General features: G+C 54.4%; 17 protein-coding genes. 4 read left to right on the top strand and 13 right to left on the bottom strand.

Annotated features, from left to right (window positions below; translation table 11 throughout):
- Window positions 1–72: 72 nt before the first annotated feature.
- The 10 genes from B3K89_RS11055 to B3K89_RS11010 form a co-directional block, all read right to left on the bottom strand.
- Entirely contained in the window at window positions 73–951 is an 879-nt protein-coding gene (locus B3K89_RS11055) for a cation diffusion facilitator family transporter (protein WP_293892942.1), read from the bottom strand.
- Between the two features lie 127 nt (window positions 952–1,078).
- On the bottom strand, window positions 1,079–2,875 hold the full coding sequence (gene aspS / locus B3K89_RS11050) for an aspartate--tRNA ligase (RefSeq protein ID WP_345907405.1): 1,797 nt from the start codon (window positions 2,873–2,875) through the stop codon (window positions 1,079–1,081).
- 73 nt (window positions 2,876–2,948) lie between these two features.
- Window positions 2,949–6,158: a carbamoyl-phosphate synthase large subunit gene (gene carB / locus B3K89_RS11045; RefSeq protein WP_293892936.1), complete on the bottom strand. Its 3,210-nt coding sequence runs from the start codon at window positions 6,156–6,158 to the stop codon at window positions 2,949–2,951.
- Window positions 6,155–7,300 (bottom strand): glutamine-hydrolyzing carbamoyl-phosphate synthase small subunit, encoded by a 1,146-nt coding sequence (carA, locus tag B3K89_RS11040; protein WP_293892933.1) that lies wholly within the window; start codon window positions 7,298–7,300, stop codon window positions 6,155–6,157. The genes carB and carA overlap by 4 nt, the downstream gene beginning before the upstream one ends.
- 132 nt (window positions 7,301–7,432) lie before the next feature.
- Entirely contained in the window at window positions 7,433–7,825 is a 393-nt protein-coding gene (locus B3K89_RS11035; RefSeq protein WP_293892930.1) for a hypothetical protein, read from the bottom strand.
- Window positions 7,822–9,084, bottom strand: coding sequence for a DUF1576 domain-containing protein (locus B3K89_RS11030; RefSeq protein WP_345907404.1), 1,263 nt, complete (start codon window positions 9,082–9,084; stop codon window positions 7,822–7,824). The genes B3K89_RS11035 and B3K89_RS11030 overlap by 4 nt, the downstream gene beginning before the upstream one ends.
- A 99-nt stretch (window positions 9,085–9,183) precedes the next feature.
- Window positions 9,184–10,056 (bottom strand): DUF4097 family beta strand repeat-containing protein, encoded by an 873-nt coding sequence (locus B3K89_RS11025; protein ID WP_293892924.1) that lies wholly within the window; start codon window positions 10,054–10,056, stop codon window positions 9,184–9,186.
- A gap of 1 nt (window position 10,057) precedes the next feature.
- On the bottom strand, window positions 10,058–10,414 hold the full coding sequence (locus B3K89_RS11020; RefSeq protein ID WP_293892921.1) for a PspC domain-containing protein: 357 nt from the start codon (window positions 10,412–10,414) through the stop codon (window positions 10,058–10,060).
- A 5-nt stretch (window positions 10,415–10,419) separates the two neighbouring features.
- The gene (locus B3K89_RS11015) at window positions 10,420–10,764 is read right to left on the bottom strand and encodes a hypothetical protein (RefSeq protein WP_293892918.1); all 345 of its coding nucleotides are present in this window, start codon (window positions 10,762–10,764) and stop codon (window positions 10,420–10,422) included.
- 14 nt (window positions 10,765–10,778) lie between these two features.
- Window positions 10,779–11,435 (bottom strand): PspA/IM30 family protein, encoded by a 657-nt coding sequence (locus B3K89_RS11010; RefSeq protein WP_345907403.1) that lies wholly within the window; start codon window positions 11,433–11,435, stop codon window positions 10,779–10,781.
- Between the two features lie 211 nt (window positions 11,436–11,646).
- Here B3K89_RS11010 and B3K89_RS11005 point away from each other — a divergent pair, with 211 nt between their 5' ends.
- Window positions 11,647–12,666, top strand: coding sequence for a sigma 54-interacting transcriptional regulator (locus tag B3K89_RS11005; RefSeq protein ID WP_293892911.1), 1,020 nt, complete (start codon window positions 11,647–11,649; stop codon window positions 12,664–12,666).
- 54 nt (window positions 12,667–12,720) lie between these two features.
- Here B3K89_RS11005 and B3K89_RS11000 read toward each other — a convergent pair whose 3' ends face one another.
- Window positions 12,721–12,924, bottom strand: a complete 204-nt coding sequence (locus B3K89_RS11000; protein ID WP_244772371.1) for a PspC domain-containing protein — start codon at window positions 12,922–12,924, stop codon at window positions 12,721–12,723.
- Window positions 12,924–13,598: a PspA/IM30 family protein gene (locus tag B3K89_RS10995; protein WP_293892903.1), complete on the bottom strand. Its 675-nt coding sequence runs from the start codon at window positions 13,596–13,598 to the stop codon at window positions 12,924–12,926. The genes B3K89_RS11000 and B3K89_RS10995 overlap by 1 nt, the downstream gene beginning before the upstream one ends.
- A gap of 232 nt (window positions 13,599–13,830) precedes the next feature.
- On the opposite strand from B3K89_RS10995, the gene rsmI reads away from it, so the two are divergent.
- From rsmI to B3K89_RS10980, 3 genes are read left to right on the top strand one after another with little or no spacing between them, the layout of a single operon-like run.
- Window positions 13,831–14,538 (top strand): 16S rRNA (cytidine(1402)-2'-O)-methyltransferase, encoded by a 708-nt coding sequence (rsmI, locus tag B3K89_RS10990; protein ID WP_293892900.1) that lies wholly within the window; start codon window positions 13,831–13,833, stop codon window positions 14,536–14,538.
- Window positions 14,516–15,316 (top strand): TrmH family RNA methyltransferase, encoded by an 801-nt coding sequence (locus B3K89_RS10985; RefSeq protein WP_293892897.1) that lies wholly within the window; start codon window positions 14,516–14,518, stop codon window positions 15,314–15,316. Before rsmI ends, B3K89_RS10985 begins: the two co-directional genes overlap by 23 nt.
- Window positions 15,313–16,689 carry an MATE family efflux transporter gene (locus B3K89_RS10980; protein WP_293892894.1) on the top strand — a complete coding sequence of 459 codons (1,377 nt, stop codon included), beginning with the start codon at window positions 15,313–15,315 and terminating at the stop codon, window positions 16,687–16,689. The genes B3K89_RS10985 and B3K89_RS10980 overlap by 4 nt, the downstream gene beginning before the upstream one ends.
- On the opposite strand, the gene B3K89_RS10975 is transcribed toward B3K89_RS10980, so the two are convergent.
- Complete coding sequence (locus B3K89_RS10975; protein WP_293892891.1) at window positions 16,672–18,705, bottom strand: Lon protease family protein; 2,034 nt, start codon at window positions 18,703–18,705, stop codon at window positions 16,672–16,674. The two genes, B3K89_RS10980 and B3K89_RS10975, sit on opposite strands and share 18 nt — an antisense overlap.
- Window positions 18,706–18,716: the final 11 nt, after the last annotated feature.

The raw sequence follows: 18,716 nt of genomic DNA, 5'->3' as shown, positions 1-18,716 counted from the left end.
AAAAATTTGTAAATATTACGATATATTATATAAAATGAAAGTTTTAAGCAACAATTTCCGGTATATCGTAAACTATTGCTTCTTCTTGCTGGGATTCACATGCACCATGCAGTGCTTTACCTGGGGAAAGTTCTTTTCGATGGCGTGATGGACACGTTCGGCAATCGAATGTGCATCCACCAGGCTCTGCAGTCCATCGGCGGAGATTTCCACATCGACATAGCAACGAGATCCGAAGGTCCTGGTGTGCAAAAGGTCCAAGCCGCGGACTCCTTCCTGGTCGAGGATGACCGAACGAATCTGCTGGACCGTCTCCTCCTCGCATGCATGGTCGACCATCTGGTCGGTCCCATCGCGGAATACCTGCACCCCGACACGGAAAATGAAGAGGGCGATGATGATTGCTGCAATGGAATCGGCGATCGGGTATCCCATTCGGGCGAACACGATGCCGATCAAGCCACCGGTAGTGGCAAGGACATCGCTCTGGGAGTCCCAGGAGGAGGCGAGCAGGGCTGATGACCTGGTTTTCTTTGCCGCCCATCGGGTATAGAGGAACATGATCTCCTTCACTACAATGGAGATTATTGCCGCAATGACGGCAAGCACGCCCGGAATCGGCCTGTTGAGATAGGATCCCTTGATGATGGATGAGATTCCGTCGACCAACAATCCCATTCCCACCACCATGATGATGCCCGACAGCAGGATGGCGGCAACGCTCTCAAGCCGTTCATGGCCGTACTGGTGTTCTGCATCGGAATCCTTGCCGGCCGCTGCGATACCCACCGAGGCGATGACCGAGCTGATGACATCCCCGGCGTTGTTGACCCCGTCGTTGAGCAGGGCTGCAGAGTGCGCGACCACACCAATGCCGATCTTGCTGACAGCAAGCACGATGTTATTGAAAATATTGATTCTTGATACTCTCAGGGCCAGGTTCTGTTTCATACACCATCTCTTTGTAAAGAAATAAAACATCCGCAGGATTTGTAGTCCCGCAGATGTCTTCTACACACTAGGGCTGTTTGCTCTCTTTGTCAAGAAAGAACCCCGGATTACTCCGGGGCTCGCCAACTCAAGCTTTCGGTTTGGGATGGTTGATGATCAGGTGCAGGTCGTCAAGCTGCTGCTGGTCGACTTCGGATGGAGAATCGTCCATCGGACTGATTGCAGCCGTATTCTTCGGGAACGCGATGACCTCGTGTATGGAAGTCTGCTCGCTCATGATCATCACCATGCGGTCGACTCCCGGAGCAATGCCGCCGTGCGGGGGAGGCCCGTAACGGAAGGCATTGAGCAAAAAGCCGAAACGCTCCTCGGCAGTCTTGTCGTCAAAATTACAGATGCGGAAGATGCGTTTCTGAAGCTCGACATCGTGGATACGAATCGAGCCGGAGGCTACCTCATACCCGTTGAGGACCAAGTCGTACAAGTCACCCTTTACACTACCCGGATCGGACTCAAGGGTATCGAGATACTCAGCCTGGGGCATGCTGAACATATGGTGTGCAGCCTCCCAGTGGCCGGCCTGCTCATTGTACTCAAAGAGGGGGAAGTCGATGATCCAGCAGAACTCGAAGCCCTTTCTGATGAGCTTCAGGTCCTTGCCCAGCTTGGTGCGGACGGCACTGAGGCTGGCGCAGCACTTTTTCCAGTTCTGGTGGGCGACAAAGAGAATCATATCCCCTTCGTCGGCTTCAAGCCTATCCAGCAACTCTGCTTCCAGACCGCCAAAGAACTTGCTCACGCCGCCTGAAAGGCTCTTGTTCTCGCCCACCTTGATCCAGGCAAGGCCTTGGGCTCCATAGATCTTGGCCGCTTCCTCAAGTTCGGTAATGTACTTGCGGGAGAAATCGACACCCTCGGTTTTGGGTGCGCAAATTGCCTTGACATCCCCGCCGTTTGCGACAATGTCCTTGAAGGTGGCGAAGCTGCTCTTTTGGGCCAGGTCGTTCACATCACGAAGGGGCAGGTCGAAGCGAAGGTCGGGCTTGTCACAGCCGTAGGTATTCAATGCATCGTTATAGGAGAGCCGTCTGAAGCGGGCGGGCAGCTCATAGTTCATGACTTCCCTGAAGACGCTGTTGAACAGGTCCTCGATCAAGGACAGCACATCGTCACGCTTGACGAAGCTCATCTCAAGGTCCAGCTGAGTGAACTCAAGCTGGCGGTCGCCGCGGGCATCCTCATCACGGTAACAACGGGCGATCTGGAAATACTTGTCCATGCCGCCGACCATGAGAATCTGCTTGAAGAGCTGGGGACTCTGCGGAAGTGCATAAAATTTGCCTGGATAAATCCTGCTGGGAACCAGGAAGTCGCGTGCGCCCTCGGGGGTGCTCTTGATCAACGTCGGGGTCTCGATCTCATAGAAATCGCGGGATGCAAGATACTTTCTGCAAGCAAGGATGAAGTCATGCCGCAGTTTGAGACGCTGCTGCATGCCTTGGCTGCGCAAATCGAGGTAGCGATACTTGAGCCTGAGGTCCTCGCGAGTCTCCTTGCCGTCATCTATCTGGAAGGGAAGCGGGGCGCATCGGCTGAGAATCTCAATGCTCTGAGCCTTTACCTCGATCTCCCCGGTGCTCATCTCGGGATTAACCATGGATTCGGGACGCAGGCGTACGCTGCCGGTCACCGCGATGCAGTATTCCAGACGAAGCTCGCTTGCAACGGCCTGGAGAGCGGGTGATGCATCGTCATCAACCACCACCTGGGTGATACCGTACCGGTCCCTGAGATTGATGAAATGCAGTGCTCCATGATTTCGGTCACGATGCACCCAGCCGTTGAGAACAACGGTTTTTCCGTTGTCGGCCTTGTTCAGTGCTCCGCAGGTAGTTGTTCGTTGGGAAAATACTTCTTCAGACATACGCAGTCCCTCTTGGGTCTCCTTTGTAAAGTATTGTCATACTATCGTAAGAGAACCCAAAAGGCAATTGCTCCTAGGAGGAGAGAGAACGAACGACAACCTGTTTTTTCTGCAGGTATTCGATTGCCTGTACAGCGGCTGTTGCAGCACTGGTGGTTGTGGTATAAGGGATTTTCAGGCGCATGGCGATGCTGCGTATCTCATCGTCGCTGGCATGCGCCTGGTAGCCCATCGGCGTATTGATCACTAAGGCGATCTGCCGGCTTTTCAGATAATCGGTGACATTCGGCCTGCCTTCATGGACTTTCTGCATCACCTCACACAGGATGCCCTGCTCGAAGAGGAAGGCGGCAGTGCCCTTGGTTGCTGCAATTCCAAAGCCCAGGGCCACCAGCTTCTGTACTACCGGCAGGATGGTGGTGCGATCCTTCTTGTTGACACTGACAAAGACCTTTCCTGCAACCGGCAGCTTGTTCCCGGCACTGATCTGGCTCTTTGCAAAGGCTTCCCCGAAGGTTTTTCCCAACCCGATCGACTCGCCGGTGGACCGCATCTCAGGCCCGAGTGCGGGGTCGACATTACTGAAGCGGTCGAAGCTGAAGACAGCCTCCTTGACCGCCCATCCGGTCTTGCAGGTTCCCATTGCCACGAGCCCCTGTTGCTTGACCAGGCCTTGGGCGACCAAGTCCTCCCCCTCCCAGATCCGTACCGCCGCCTCGATGAGGTCGACGCCTGAAGTCTTGGCGATGAAGGGGATGGTCCTGCTGGCGCGCGGATTCACCTCGATGAGGTAGAGCAGTCCGTCCTTGGCTGCAAACTGGATGTTCATCAACCCCCGGGTATCCAAGGCAAGGGCGAGCTTATGCGCCCACTGCTGCATCTGCTTCAAAATCTGCGGGCTGGATTTGTAGGGAGGGAAAACGGCAGCCGAGTCACCACTGTGGATTCCTGCAGCTTCGATGTGCTGTAAAATCCCTCCGATATAGAGACTCTTCCCATCGCAGACAGCATCGAGGTCGTACTCGAAGGCATCCTCCAGAAACTGGTCAACCAGAACAGGAGCCTCTTCGCTGGCCTCAAGGTGTGTGAGCTTTTGCAAGGCCTCTTCATCGTAGACGATGTACATGCCTCGTCCCCCCAGGACGAAGGAGGGCCGGATGAGGACGGGAAACCCGACTTCCTTGGCCAAGGGAAGGATGTCCTCGGTCCGTTTCGCACTGCGGTTCTTCGGTTGCCTGAGTCCAAGTTCTGCAACCAGGGCGGAGAACTTGCCCCGGTCTCCTGCATCGAGCAGCCCCTTGAGGCTTGTGCCCACAATAGACGCCCCCCCTTGAAGCAGGTCCCGGGCAAGATTCAGGGGAGTCTGTCCTCCCAATTGGACGACCACCTTGGCCGCACCTTCGAGGCGGAGAATCTCCTTGACCTCTTCGGCTGCCAAGCTCTCCATATAGAGACGGTCGGAGATGTTGAAGTCGGTCGAGACAGTTTCGGGGTTGCTGTTGACCATGATGGTTTTCCTGCCCAGCTTGCGATAGGCAAGGGAGGCGAGGGTGCAGCAGGTGTCGAACTCCAGGCCCTGGCCGATCCTGTTGGGACCGCTGGCAAGAATGACGACAGCCTCCTTTCCCAGCGGTTGTGCCTCAGTCACTTCGTCGTATGTGGTATAGAGATAGGGTGTGAGGGCGTCAAACTCCCCTGCACAGGTGTCGACATGGTGATTGACCGGGTGCATGTCGTAGGAAAAGCGCAGTCGTTCTATGTCTTGGGGCTTCTGTGAGGTGAGGAAAGCCAGGTGGCGGTCGCTGATACCGGCTTTCTTGGCCTTCAGCAAGGTCTGATAATCGAGCTTGGAGCGGATTTCCTGTTCCAGCTCGTACTGCTGCACCAGCAGGTGCAAAAACCACCGGTCGAACTTGGTGATTTCCTCGATCATAGGCAGGCTGGAAGGCCCTTTTCTGACCAGCGTGGTATAGGCGGATAAGAGTCTGAGTGGATGGGCGCTTGTCAAGAATCTTTCCACCTCCTCCTCGCTGTAGCGGCCGACCGCAACCAAGTCACACAATCCTTCCAGTTTGCGTTCCGAGGCCCGGATGGCCTTGTTCAAAGCCTCCAAGGCGGTTCTTCCCAAGGCCAAGGCCTCACCCACACTGCGCATCTGGGTACCCAGTGCCGAGAAGGGGAGGGGGAATTTTTCCAGTTCGAAACGGGGAACCTTGACGGCGCAGTAGTCCAGCACCGGCTCGAAGCAGGAAACCGACTGGCCGGTGATTTCATTGACCACCTCGTCCAGCGTATAGCCTACCGCCAGTTTGGCCGAGCAGCGGGCGATGGGAAAGCCGGTTGCCTTGCTGGCCAGTGCGGAGGAGCGCGATACCCTTGGGTTCATTTCGATAACCACCATCCTGTCTGTTTGAGGATGGACGGCGAACTGGACATTGCTGCCTCCGCAGTCGACTCCGACGGCGCGAAGGATAGCTATGGAAGCAGTACGCATCTTCTGGTAAAGCTTGTCGTCGAGCGTCTGGATGGGTGCGATGGTGATGCTGTCCCCGGTATGGACTCCCATGGGGTCGATGTTTTCGATCGAGCAGACGATGATGGCATTGTCGCTCTTGTCCCGCATGACCTCCATTTCGAACTCCTTCCAACCGATGAGGGACTCTTCTATGAGGGCCTCACCGGTCGGGCTGGTCTTAAGGGCATGGAGCAGAAGTTCGGGGAACTCCTCTTCGTTTTCGGCAATTGATCCTCCCATGCCGCCCAGCGTGTAGGAGGGGCGGATGATTCGAGGATACGGGAAGCCTTCAAGCAGCGACTCTGCTTCAGACAATGAGTGCACGACATGGCTTTTTGCACTCTCAAGGCCCAAGTCCTGCACCACCTGCTTGAAGGCACCGCGGTCTTCGGCAAGCTTGATGGATGCAATGGAGGAGCCGATCACCTCGACGTTGTACTGCTCAAGCAGGCCTGCCTTGTCCAACTCCAGAGCCAGATTCAAGCTGCTTTGGCCTCCCATGGTGGTCAGGATTGCATCGGGTTGCTCGCGTTGGAAAATTTGTTCTACGTACTCCACCTTCAAAGGGTCCATATAGACCTTGTCGGCCAAGGAGGGAGTGGTCATGACGGTGGCCGGATTGGGATTGAGCAGGATGACCTCATACCCCTCTTCCTTCAATGCCTTGACGGCTTGTGTCCCGCTGTAATCGAATTCGCACGCTTGGCCGATGACAATCGGTCCGCTGCCGATGATGAGAATCCGCTTGATGTCGGTTCTGGCACTCATGCTCCTGCCTCCTGTGCAGTCCGGATGAAAGAGTCGAAGATCCATGAGGCATCCCGGGGGCCTGGTGAGGCTTCAGGGTGGAACTGTACACAGCAGACGGGCTTGGTTGTGTGATGGAGCCCTTCAACGGAGTTGTCGTTCGCGTTGCGCAGCCAGACTTCCACATCAGAGGGAAGAGACTCTTCCACGCTTGCATAGCCGTGGTTCTGGCTGGTGACAAAGCAGGCTTTGGTGCGGATGTCGATGACGGGGTGGTTCCCTCCATGGTGGCCGTACTTCATTTTCATCGTTCTCCCTCCCAGCGCCCAGGTGATCAGCTGGTGACCCAGGCAGATGCCGAAGACCGGCAGAGAGTCCATAACCTCTTTGGCCATCGTTACTGCATCGCCAAGCAATGCAGGATCTCCGGGACCGTTGGAGAGCAGCAGTGCGTCGCAACCGCTTCCAAGGATCTCTTCGGCCTGAACGGAAGGAGGGAAGAGTGTAACCGCTACATTGCGCTTGTAGAGCTCTGCGATTATCGAACGTTTGATGCCGAAGTCCACTACGGCAAACCTGAGTATGGGATTCTTGGGGAGGTCGGGCAGTACCGGGTCTTTGATCATCTGCCTTGTTGCAAAGCCTTCAATGAGGTCAAGCTCCCCGACATGAGGATAGGCTCCAAGCCTTGCTAGAACCTGACGATATTGCTGGTCGGTAAGCTTTCCGTCCGTAGTTCTGAATACTGCAGCGTTCTGTGAACCCTGCTTTCTCAGGTGTATGGTGAGGGAGCGGGTATCGATGTCGGTTACCCCGACTGTTTTCTGTCCAGCAAGGTAGGCATCTAAAGAGACCCTCTTCAAAGGAAGAGGGCCTTCATATGCTTGGTGAATGATAAGTGCAGTACAACAGATGGGGCTTGGACTGGAGAGCCCTTCATCGAAATCCGGTTCACACCCATAGTTTCCTATGTGTGGATAGGTCATGACCACCATCTGTCCATGGTAGGAGGGATCGGTGAGAATCTCCTGGTATCCGGTCATGCTGGTGTTGAAAACGACTTCTGCCGCTACCAAGGATTCGTCAAGCAACGGAGCCGGCGCTCCAAATCCTCTTCCTTGGTATAAGGTTCCGTCTTCGAGAAGTAGAAAGCATGTATTCATTGTTGCTCCATCCGCTTACATTGTAGGGATGATAGCTAAAATCTTGGATTTATGCAACAGATTCTGCATGAATATACAACAAATCGGAAATATATTGGTTTATATGCAACAAATATTCTATAATTTGTTGCACTACTTCCTCTTTTCTTTTTTATCCAAGGTGAAGTGCTCCGAATTGAAAGCATCACTGCCCAGCCACAAGTCGATTCTCAGTCCGCTGTCTGAGTTTTCGACGCTGGCGTGCTTGATCTGCCAACCGATGAGTTTCAGCCTTGCGTCCCAGGCCATGTCATGGCCGGCCATAAGTCCGTAGTATTCAGCCAGCTCGGGTCTGCTCTTCTGGGGATTGAGGGAGTTGTAAATCCGCTTGATCTCTTCTTCCGACCTCATCTGATCGTCAAAGAAGCTGATATGCGCACCATCGTCTTCCTGGTGCAGGGAGACAACAAGTCTGAGCGGATTGCCTTCGAGCAGGAAGTTCGTCACTTCCCCTATCAGTCGTCCGAGAAACTCTTTTCGTTTCATGTGGTGAAATCCTCCTTCGGGCGATTGGTTTTGTACCACTGCAGGATTGCGATGAACAAGCTGGCGGTAAGTCCTCCGGCAAATCCGTTGTTGTAGAGATCGAGTCCGGCATGCCAGGAGGCGGTCACTTCCACCATGACAAGATGGATGAAGCCTGCAAGCAGGCCGGCGATGACTCCGAACTGTCCGGCAATGGGTGCGAGTGTGGTGGAGAAGAGGGCGGCAAGCAAGGGGCTTGGGGCGGTGGGGGATTTTGCGAATACCAGGGTTGAGAGAATGACACCCGCCACTACCGGGACGGTGTTCCTCAAGGTCTTGCCGAAGCCGCCGAAGGCCATGATGGTAAAGAGTCCTCCGATCACCGGTCCGTTGATCGGTCCGCCTACTGCGAGCACGTAGGCCCAGTAGAGCAATCCAAGCAGGCCGATATTCAGCAGTGTCCCCCCGAAATAGCCGGTATCGAAGAAGTCGTAGGGAAGACGTCCGGTCAGTTTTTGGATTGCAAGAAAACCTTCGAAGCTTCGCTTGGGCTTGTCAACGATGAGGGCGGTTGCCATCAAGAGAAGACTGAAAAGGGGAACAATCAGGACCAAAGGAAGGGAAAAGGCTGTATTCCATGTCACCGTGATGGCTTGCATCCTATTCAATGCAAACAGCAGGTTTGCTGCAAACAGGCCGATGAATCCGCAGCTGAAGCCGATGTTGTACAGGTTGTAGCCCTGATGGAGCTGCAGCATCGAACCGGCAACTGCAGGGAGCATGAACCCTGCGAGCATGCCGCTGAGCAATCCAAGAGGGATGGAGAGATGGTAGGGAAGGTCGAGGGCGAACATGACATAGGTAACCAAGGGCCCGAGGGCGGTGCCGAACAAGGCGATGAGGCTGTAGGATCCAAAGGTTTTTCGGGCAAGCTTGCTGGCAAACCATACACCCAGGATGAGGGGAATGCAGTTGAGCAGCGTGTTGCCGAAGAAGGCGAAGCCCATCATGGTCAGGATTGCAGAGAGTGTGGGGCCTGAAAGACTGACTGTGGCAAAGTAGACCAGTACCAAGCCCAGTGATCCAACACTTGCTGCATTGAACATGGCCGTCCCGATTCCATAGAGGGTGAAGTCGTTGATCAGGCGCGCACTCTCTTTCTGCAGGGACACTACCTGCTTCACAACCTCCAAGGGACCTTCCAGCGCCATTCCGGTTATGAAGAGTGCAGTTATCAGAAGGATTGTCAGAAGATACAAAAGCTTTTCACTACGCTGCACGGTGCCTCCTCTGGTATATAGGTATGCTACCGATGGGAAAGCTGCTAGTCAAATAAAAAAGCTGTCTCTTTCGAGACAGCCGATCGGCATGATTGTTGTTCAGTACCAGAGTTCGATCCCTCCGCTTACGGTGGAAAGGACAACCTTGTTCCTGGCATTTCCGGTCTCCAGTGCAGCACTCTTGCCCATATCCTTGTCATTGAAGAGTATCTGGCCGCTGGTGGTGGAAGCTTGGATTTTCAAGTCGGAACTCTGATACAAATCGATTTGTACAGATCCACTGGTAGACCCTGCGTTCAACGACCCGCCGTCCAGGATCTTCACCTCTGCCTCGACACTGCCGCTGATGGACTTCAGCTGTGCATCTTGTGCCTCGACATGCTGGACTTCGATGCCGCCGCTGGTGCTTGCAAGCTCAACTGATTGCCCGCTGACAACTTCACTTCCCTTGATGGTGCCGCTGATGCTGCTCAGCTTGATGTCCTGTTCGGCGGTGAGCGTCAAGAAGTCAAGTTCTCCGCTGGTGTTCCTTGCTTGCAGGCTCTTGCCCTGGATGGGGTGAAGAAGCCTGATATCAGCCGAGGTGCTGGACAGCTCCAGGGTGTCCAGGCGGGAGGCAGGCAGGGTGATGACCAGCGCCGAAGGGGAATAGGAGAAGAAACGGGAAAACCATGCTTTCTTGGGTTTGACGTCCACGTTCAGGCTCCTGCCGGTTTTCGAGACCGACAGGCTGTCCGACTCATTTCTTCCGATTGAGACAGAAGCGCCTTTTGCGGCGTTGTCCACCTCAATGACAATATCGTTTGAAATCGTGGAAACCTTCAGAGAATCGGTGGTCGCGAAATCAATGGACTCATTGATGCGGCTGTCCCTGTTTCGGACGTTCCACCCTCTGCTTGCGGTGAAGCCGAGGGCCAACAGGACGACCAGGATGATCAGGAACACCTTGTTGGCCTTGGTATCTTTGAGCATATCAGTTTCCCTGATGGAATCGTTCGTCCCAATCTCGTTCCTTGTTGAACATCTCGCTTTCCATTTTCTCAACCTTGCGCTTCAGTCTCTCATACTCAGCCTTTAGTTCCGCTTCGCTCTGCTTGGGTTCGTCTTCACTGTAGATTGTGCTGCTGGAGTATGAGGACTCAGGATTCATCGGAATCAAGAGTGCTGCAGCCAAGTAGATCAAGGCTCCAGGGAAGACTCCGGTGGCAATGACCACCAGGAAAACAATCAAGCGAACCGGATCGGCGGGCAGGTCCCTCCATTCAGCAAGGCCGGTGCAAACCCCGAAAATCTTTCCCCGAGGGGATCTGTACAATTTTTTGGTAGCCATGGCAATCATTCCTTCCATTCCTTATCTTGCATACCTTCAGGCTTTGCCTTCCGGTTGTTCAGTATAGTTTCCAGATTTGCCAGCCTCTGCTGCAAATCATCGATGCCCTTCTTCAGCTCAGCCCGGTTCGATGTCTGCTTCCATTCAGTAAAGGAAGAATCCACCGTATTCCGCTTCTTCCCGCTCTTGACCTTGGTCGAACTGTAGGTCCCAGGAGGAAGCCCCATTTCCATCTCCCGCATCCTGAGGGCTGCATCAATCTTCTTCCTTCTGAGATTGTACCGATGGTCGATGGTGGAAATGATGATGATGAACGTGAAGATGACAGACAGAATCAAAACAGGTTCCATGTTCTTCCTCTACTTTACAAGCCGGCACGCTTGCGCAGTTCAGCGATTTCGGCATCAATGTCGTCCATCTCTTCCAGGTCTCTGAACTTATCGTCGAGAGAAGAATTGGCGGACCGACCCATCTCATTGTTTGCCTGCATCCGGTCGATCTTCTCTTCCATATCACTGAATCGACCGAAGGTGCTGCTGTCGCCGGCGCGCTTGAGAGCATCTTGTGCCGCCTGCTCCTCACGTGCACGCTTTGCCCGTTCAACCATCATCTGATACTTCTGCTTGACTGTGGTGAGCTTGTCCTCGATTTGATTGATTTCGCTCTTTGCGGTCCTGATCAAGTCATCATACGCGGCAAGTTCAGCCTGCAACTGATCAAGGGATGCCTTGGCCTGCTTTCGCTCCAAGAGAGCTTCCCTGGCCAGATCTTCCCGCCCTTTGCTGATGGCAAGCTCCGCTCTGCTCTGCCAGCGGTCGACGGCACTGAGCGCCTCCTTGTAGGTGCGTTCGGTTTTGGCTCTGCTGGCCATTTTTGCAGCGCAGGAACTCTTCAGCTCGATCAGGGTATCTTCCATCTCCTGCATCATCAACTTGATCATTTTTTCCGGATCTTCCGCCTTGTCGAGCAGTGAGTTGATATTTGCGTTGACTATATCTAAGAATCTTGAAAACACTCCCATACTTCTCTCCTTAGGTAGTAGTACCACCTGTGTTCGTGAAAATCTAGATGCACGAATCGTGCCAACTATTAAAAGATTGATAAAAAGTATCTAAATCGCCATTTTATCGAGGATTGCGGCCCCTCCTCTTTTCGCACTGTCCAAGCTGTGCTACCCTGACGCTGGTGAAACCTGCCAAGGATGGCTAAATTTACCAAGTGAGGTGAAGTATATGGAAGCCGTGCAAGCCGGATACAACCAACAACCCTTGGGTGAGAGTGAAGTCTTTTTGGACTTCCAAAGCAAACTCAGCCGGGCTGCAACCGTCAATCGCTCGGTGCTGCTTGTAGGGGAGCGGGGCAGCGGCAAGGAGATTGCCGCCAGGCGTCTTCACTTCCTCTCTCAGCGTTGGCAGCAGAACTTGGTGACGGTCAACTGCGCAGCCCTTCCTCCATCCCTTATCGAAACCGAACTCTTCGGCTATGAGCAAGGTGCCTTCACCGGAGCACAGAAAACCCGCAAGGGAAGATTCGAGGAAGCCGAAGGAGGGACGCTCTTTTTGGACGAGATCGGCCTGATCCCCTTGGAAGTCCAGGAAAAAATCCTTCGGGTGGTCGAGTACGGCACCTATGAGCGGGTGGGCTCTTCGGTGACCCATGAAACAAACGTGCGGATCATCGGGGCGACCAATTCCGATCTGCCGTCCTTGTGCAAGGAAGGGAAGTTCAAGGAGGATTTGCTGGACCGGCTCTCCTTCGAGGTTCTGTTTCTTCCCCCGCTTCGAGAACGGGGCGAGGATATCATTCTCCTGGCCACGTATTTCGCCTCCAAGATGGCTCTTGAGTGCGGGCGCAAGGAGATGCCTTCCTTCACTGACTCCGTCATCTCCCAGATGCTTGGCTATCCTTGGCCTGGAAATGTTCGTGAGTTGAAGAATGTCGTTGAGCGGGCCGTTTATCGCAGTGATGCTTCCTTGATCGAATACCTGGAGTTCAACCCCTTCGACAATCCTTTCAAGCAAAAGAGTCAGGAAATCACCGATCCTCCCTTGCAGGAAGCAGAACTTGATTTGCGTCAGTTTGAGACGGCCCGCCTGGAATTGGACCTCAAGTATCTGCGTCAAGCACTGAAGATGGCTTCAGGCAACCAGAAAGAGGCGGCCAAGCTGCTCAATCTGACCTATGATCAGTTGCGGGGGCTGTACCGCAAATATCAGGACCGTCTGCAAGAAGAAGAGCAGGACACCAAATAATGTCCTGCTCAAGGAAGAAACTCAATGACAGTCATGAAAAAACGTCTGATTCGGTTATCGTGAAGGCAGCATGAGTGCTGTCAGGATGTAGGCGATGGCCATCGGAACGAATCCAACCGAGAAGAGCAGGATAAGGCCGATGATTCTGAGCAGGAGTACTGGAAGCCCCGACCAGGTGGCCAATCCTTGGAACACTCCCAATATCATGCCCCGTCTTTCACGATACAGGGTACGATCCTCTTCTCTGTCGTAATACATTATTTCTGCTCCTTCTTCTTGGTCATAGACTGTTTCAAACTCTCAAGCTCGGCCTCGATGGTGCTATCGGATTCCATTCTGGCAAACTCGTCACTGGCTGAGGGCTTCCCATGATAACCGGCCATCTCGGCATCGGCTTCCATCCGCTCGATCTTGCTTTCAAGCTCGCTGAACTTGCGGGCAAGGTCTGCACTGTCGCTGCTTTTCAGCGTTTGGGCAACCTGCTTCTTCTCCTTGGCGCTTCTTGCTCTCTGGACGAGGATCTGCTGTTTGTCCTTGACTTCCTTGAGCTTGTCGGCGATCTGGATGAGCTGGGCACTCTGGCTTGCAAGGATGGAAGTCAGATTGGCAAGCTGCTCTTCAATGCGCTGTACCTGCTCTGCGGCATGCTTTTTCTCCAGGAGGGCTTCGCGGGCCAGGTCCTCACGACCATTGGTGATGGCCAGCTTTGCACGGTCTTCCCAACGAAGGACGGATTTCTCAAACTCGGCCTTTTCTCTCTCCAGGCTTGCTTGCTCCGCTTTGCGGGCTGCCATGGAAGAACGGGCCTTGGTCTGGGTATCCTCCAGTTCGGTGATCATCAGGCTGATCATCTTTGCCGGATCTTCAAGCTTGTCCAAAGCACTGTTGACGTGTGAGTTGAAGATATCGGCGATTCTTTTAAACATCTGCATCATTGTCTCCTTTCGCCACCGGGTGGCTGTTGTGGTTTCGTTGTTACGTAGATACATATGCAGATGGCGTGCCAACTTTTCCAAACACGTACTTTTCCTAGGTTTTTTGTTTCGGACAGCGCAGAATTGGTCGGTTTTTGCCTTGCTGTGGTAAAAAATACCAAACAGCATGGGAAACGATGCCAATCCATCGTGCTTGTAAGGACGCAACAGAACATGTAGACTGAAGCTCATGAGTACTTTCTATATGGTGGCGACACCGATCGGGAACCTTGAGGATATCACCTACCGGGCTGTACAGACGCTGAAAAGCGTGGATGTGATCGCCTGCGAGGACACCCGCCACACCCAGCAGCTGCTGAATCATTTTGAAATTTCCAAGCGCCTGATCGCTTGTCACGCCCATAACGAAATCAACTCGGCCAAAGGCATTGTTGAGCTCTTGGGCAGTGGATTGGATGTAGCTTTCGTCAGCGATGCCGGAACCCCCGGGATCAGCGACCCGGGAGCCAGGGTCGTCACCGCCGTCAGGGAGGCGGGTTTTCCCATCGTCCCCATCCCCGGCCCCAGCGCCGTTGCAACTTTGGTAAGCGTTGCCGGTTATGTCGGCAAGAGCTTCACCTTCGAGGGATTTCTCAGCCCCAGGAAAGGCAGAAGGACCAAGCGCCTTGTGCAATTGTTGGAACGCGATGAGGCATTCGTCCTCTATGAATCCCCCTTCCGCATCGTAAAAACTTTGGAGGAGATAGCCGCCCTCGATGCGAAGCGGATGGTGGTGGCTGGTCGGGAGATGACCAAGAAGTTTGAGGAGTTTCTCCAAGGTAGTGCAGGCGAGGTTGCCTCCACGCTTGCAGGCAGGGATGCAATCAAGGGGGAGTTCGCCGTATTGGTGGCTCCCAGGCAGGTGAGCGAAGACGATGATAACGATAGCGAAGCTTAGGACACTCGGAGATCGCACATGCGTACGCAAGTGCGCCCTGCTGTTTCACCAGCAGGCGAAGCTCGCACTGCGCAATCAGCACGATCGGGTATATCTTTCAGCCTTGGCCGGTCTGTTTGACTCTGCACAGTTCCAAGCCGTGCTTGCTGAAGATGAACGCTCCCGCCTGCTCACTCTTGGCAGGAAACTTGGGGTGGTGCAAGGCCTGGATCTGGCGGTAACGTGCGATGATATCCACTACCTGCTCTTGCAGGCATTGGGAACTGATAGTGCCGATTGGGATTTTATCGATGAACTGGGAAACCTCGATGCGAGCCGGCGTACGATCCTCGATCATATCCTCGTCCTTGACCGGATCCGCTCACCCTACAACATCGGTTCCATCTTCCGTTCTGCAGACTCGTTCGGCATCCAGAAAATCTATCTCATTGAGGGGTGCGCCGCCGTCGACCATAGCCGGGCACTCAAGACAAGCCGTGGGTGCACCCAAACCGTAGAGCATGAGGTGATCGGCGAGGAGGCCATGCTTGAGCGGTTGCAAGCACTCGACCTTCCGCTGTTTGCCCTGGAAACCGGGGGGACCGAGCTTGATGCATTTGCATTCCCCTCCAAGGGGGTTGCCGTGATCGGCAGTGAGGAGCTGGGGGTGAGCCCGGCTTTGCTTGGCGCCTCAGAAGCATCGCTGGGCAGGCTTTCCATCGTGCAAGCCGGGACCAAAGGTTCCCTCAATGTTGCAGTAGCCGCCGGGATCATGATGCATGGCTGGTTCACCGTATGAAACTGATGCGCACCCCCTCTCTCAATGCAGAGCAGAACTATCAGCGGATGACCGAGCAACCGGTACAGTCGCTCATCCTGCAGTTGGCCGCCCCGACGATCATCGGCATGCTCATCACCTCCTTCTATTCAATGACCGATACGATTTTTGTCAGCCGATTGGGCACCGAGAGCAGTGCTGCGGTGGGGATTGTCTATTCAATCATGAGCATCATCCAGTCGATCGGCATCACATTCGGCCAAGGCTCGGCCAATACGGTTTCGCGCTTGCTCGGCTCTAAGAAACGCACTGAAGCCGACGAGGTCTTCAGTACCGCTTTTTTCACCTCGATGGGCATCGCCATGATCTTCACCCTGCTGGGGTTGGCGGGAACCGGTTCGCTGGTACGGTTTCTTGGTGCCACACCGACCATTGCACCCGAGGCAGAGCGCTATGCCTCGGTGATTCTCATCGGCGCCCCTTGGATGACGGTCTGCTATACGATGAACAACAACCTCCGATCGGAAGGCAAGGCCCACCTTGGCATGCTCGGGATGAGCAGCGGGGCCGTTCTCAATGTGATTCTCGATCCGATTTTCATCTTCGCCCTGGATATGGGCATCAGGGGGGCCGCCCTTGCAACGGTTCTTAGTCAAGGCGTCAGTTTTTTCATCCTCTTTTCTCATTTCGTCAAGAGAAGAAGCAACCTGCATCTGTCTGTGCGCCATGTGAAACTGAAGTGGTGGATTTACCGGAATATCTTCACCGTCGGTGCCCCTTCGCTCTTTCGGACCATGCTGCACACCGTCTCTGCAATCTGCTTGAACGTTTTTTCCGCCCCCTTCGGCGACGTGGCGATTGCCGCGATGTCCATCACCACGCGCGTGATGCAGTTCCTCAACTCGGCCTTGATCGGATTCGGACAAGGGTTGCAGCCGGTTGCCGGATTCAGCTGGGGGGCCAAGCGCTACGACCGCCTGATCGAAGCCTTCAAGTTTTGTGTACGTACCGGGGTGTTGGCCTTCACCTTCATCGGTGTGATTTGTTTTGCCACAGCGCACTACATCATGTTGTTGTTTCTCTCCGACCCGGCTGTCATCGCCATCGGGACGGTTGCCATACGGTACCAATGCATCCTGATGCCCCTGTCAGCCTTCAACACCTTGAGCGGGATGGTGTTCCAAAGCACCGGACACAGCAGTTCGAGCTCGGTTTTGGCCTTGGCCAGGCAGGGTTTCTTCTTCATTCCGGTCATTGCCCTGCTTCCCGGTTTGGTCGGAATTGTCGGTTTGCAGCTTGCCCAGCCCATCGCTGATGTGCTTACCTTTGTCCTGTCGCTTGCCTACATCCTGCCTTTCTTGAAGCGGCTGCAGAGCCTAGCCTCTGTTGGCTAGGACCGCCTGATACATCTTTTTCAGCCTGTCCTCGATATCGTAGTTGAAGTTGCCGGCACTGTAGTTGCCCTTTGCGTTGCGGATGCCTGCCGGCCGTTCAGTCAAGAGCTGCATGCCCTCGTCGATGGTTTTGATGGGGTAGATGAAGAATTGTTTGGCCTTGATCGCTTCAAGCACCTCATAGCCGAGAATCAGGTTGCGTACATTCTGGAAAGGAATGATCACTCCCTGCCTGCCGGTGAGGCCGGTCGCCTGGCAGGTATGGAAGAAGCCTTCAATTTTCTCGTTGATGCCGCCCACCGGCTGGATCATGCCCATCTGGTTCACTGAACCGGTTACCGCTATGTCCTGACGCACGGGAAGCTCGCCGATGGCTGAAAGCAAGGCATACAGCTCGCTGGATGAGGCGCTGTCCCCATCCACTTCGGCATAGGACTGCTCGAAGGCAATTCCTGCATAGATGGAAAGCGGGAAGGTTCGGGCATAGTGCTTGCGCAGGTACCCCTCGAGAATCAACAGGCCCTTGTCGTGGATTTCCCCGCTCAGGCCTGCCTCATGCTCGATGTTCACAATGCCCTCGTTGCCCGGGGCTACAGTGCAGCTGATCACCGTCGGAGTCCCGAAGGAGGCACTTCCCCTGTCCATGACGGCCAAGCCGTTGACCACGCCGATCTTGGTGCCGGTGAGGCTGATGATCATATCGCCGCTGATGATCTCTTCGTTGATCTTGCTTTCGCTGATGCCGTTGGCATACTCCCGCTCTGCATGGGCGGTGAGGACCACCTGGTCATCAATCTGCTTTTTCTGATGGTAGTGAGCCCACCAGTTCGCCTCCTCAAGCAGGTCGTAGAGGGTGGAGAACTGGGTGCTCAGGTGTTCACGCGACTCTACATACCAGCAGCTGTATCTGAGCAGCTGGAGGAAGGCTTCATCGCTGAGGTCGAGCAACCCATTGGTCTTTGCGTAATTGTCCAGGTTTGCGATTGTCTGGGCGATTGCCTTCTCATCGAGGTTCATGGAGTAGTCGAACTGCGCACAAAGTTTGAAAAGGGTGAGAAAGCGCTCATCCCCTTCGGTAAGGGTGTCGTAGGTCTCTTCACTGCCGATGAGGATGACTTTGACCGGCAGCGGGGGCATCTGCGGCCTGATAAAAGGGCTTCGGAGCTCTCCCTTGGTGATGACGTTGCTCTCAACGGTCAGGGCGTTGGCATCAAGGTAGCGTTTCAGTGCATCCCACAGGCCCTGCTCGCTGAGCAGCTCCTCGGCATCGATGACCAAAAAGCCCCCAATCGCCTCCATCAGGGTCCCCGCATGCAACGCAAGGTGGGGCATGTTCTGATTGCTGTCCACCGAACCGAACAGGTTCGAAAAGGATGGATGAGTTTCAATGATGAAGGGCCTTTCGGTTGCTTTTGCATGGTTGACCAAGAGGTTGGCCCGGTATTTGGTTGCGATCGGATCAACCTTGCAGGCCTTTTCGTCAAGGTTCTGGATATGCCTTTCCATTCGCTTGAGGTCCGTACGTATATGGACGAAATGGTCGCGCAACGAGGCTTGGGGGAACTGGGATTCGAACTCTGAGAGCAGCTGGAGTGCCGTTGCATAAAAGTCCCGCTTGTGCAGGGCAAGGGCAAGGATTTCCTGGTTGAAGGCTTCTGCGGCGTCACAAAAAAGTTGGCCGTCCCCGCAATTGAAGGTAAGAACCCTGGGGCTGTTGGGCTGCAGGAAGTTGTAGACATAGACCAGGTCGCGCAATGACGAAGTGTCATGCCTGAGATTCCGCACTGCATGTCGCACTGCATTGTGCCTGCCGCTGCCGCTGTCGCCGCTGACAAAAATATTGTAGCCGCTTTTGGAGAGGGAAAGGCCCAGTTCAAGGGTTCTCAGGGCGCGCGGCTGGCCTACAATCGGTTCGCTGCTGCCAAGAGCTCTGCATGTTCGAATGGTTGCAAGGTCGAAGTCAAAGGAAGCTTCTTCGTATGTGAGCGGTTTTACTCTCACCTGTGTATCGGTCATGCTCGAACTAT

It is taken from the genome of Sphaerochaeta sp. UBA5849 (genome assembly GCA_002432715.1).
GTDB lineage: Bacteria > Spirochaetota > Spirochaetia > Sphaerochaetales > Sphaerochaetaceae > Sphaerochaeta.
Note: the sequence above shows the minus strand (reverse complement) of the source record. Positions and strands in the feature narration are given on the sequence as shown.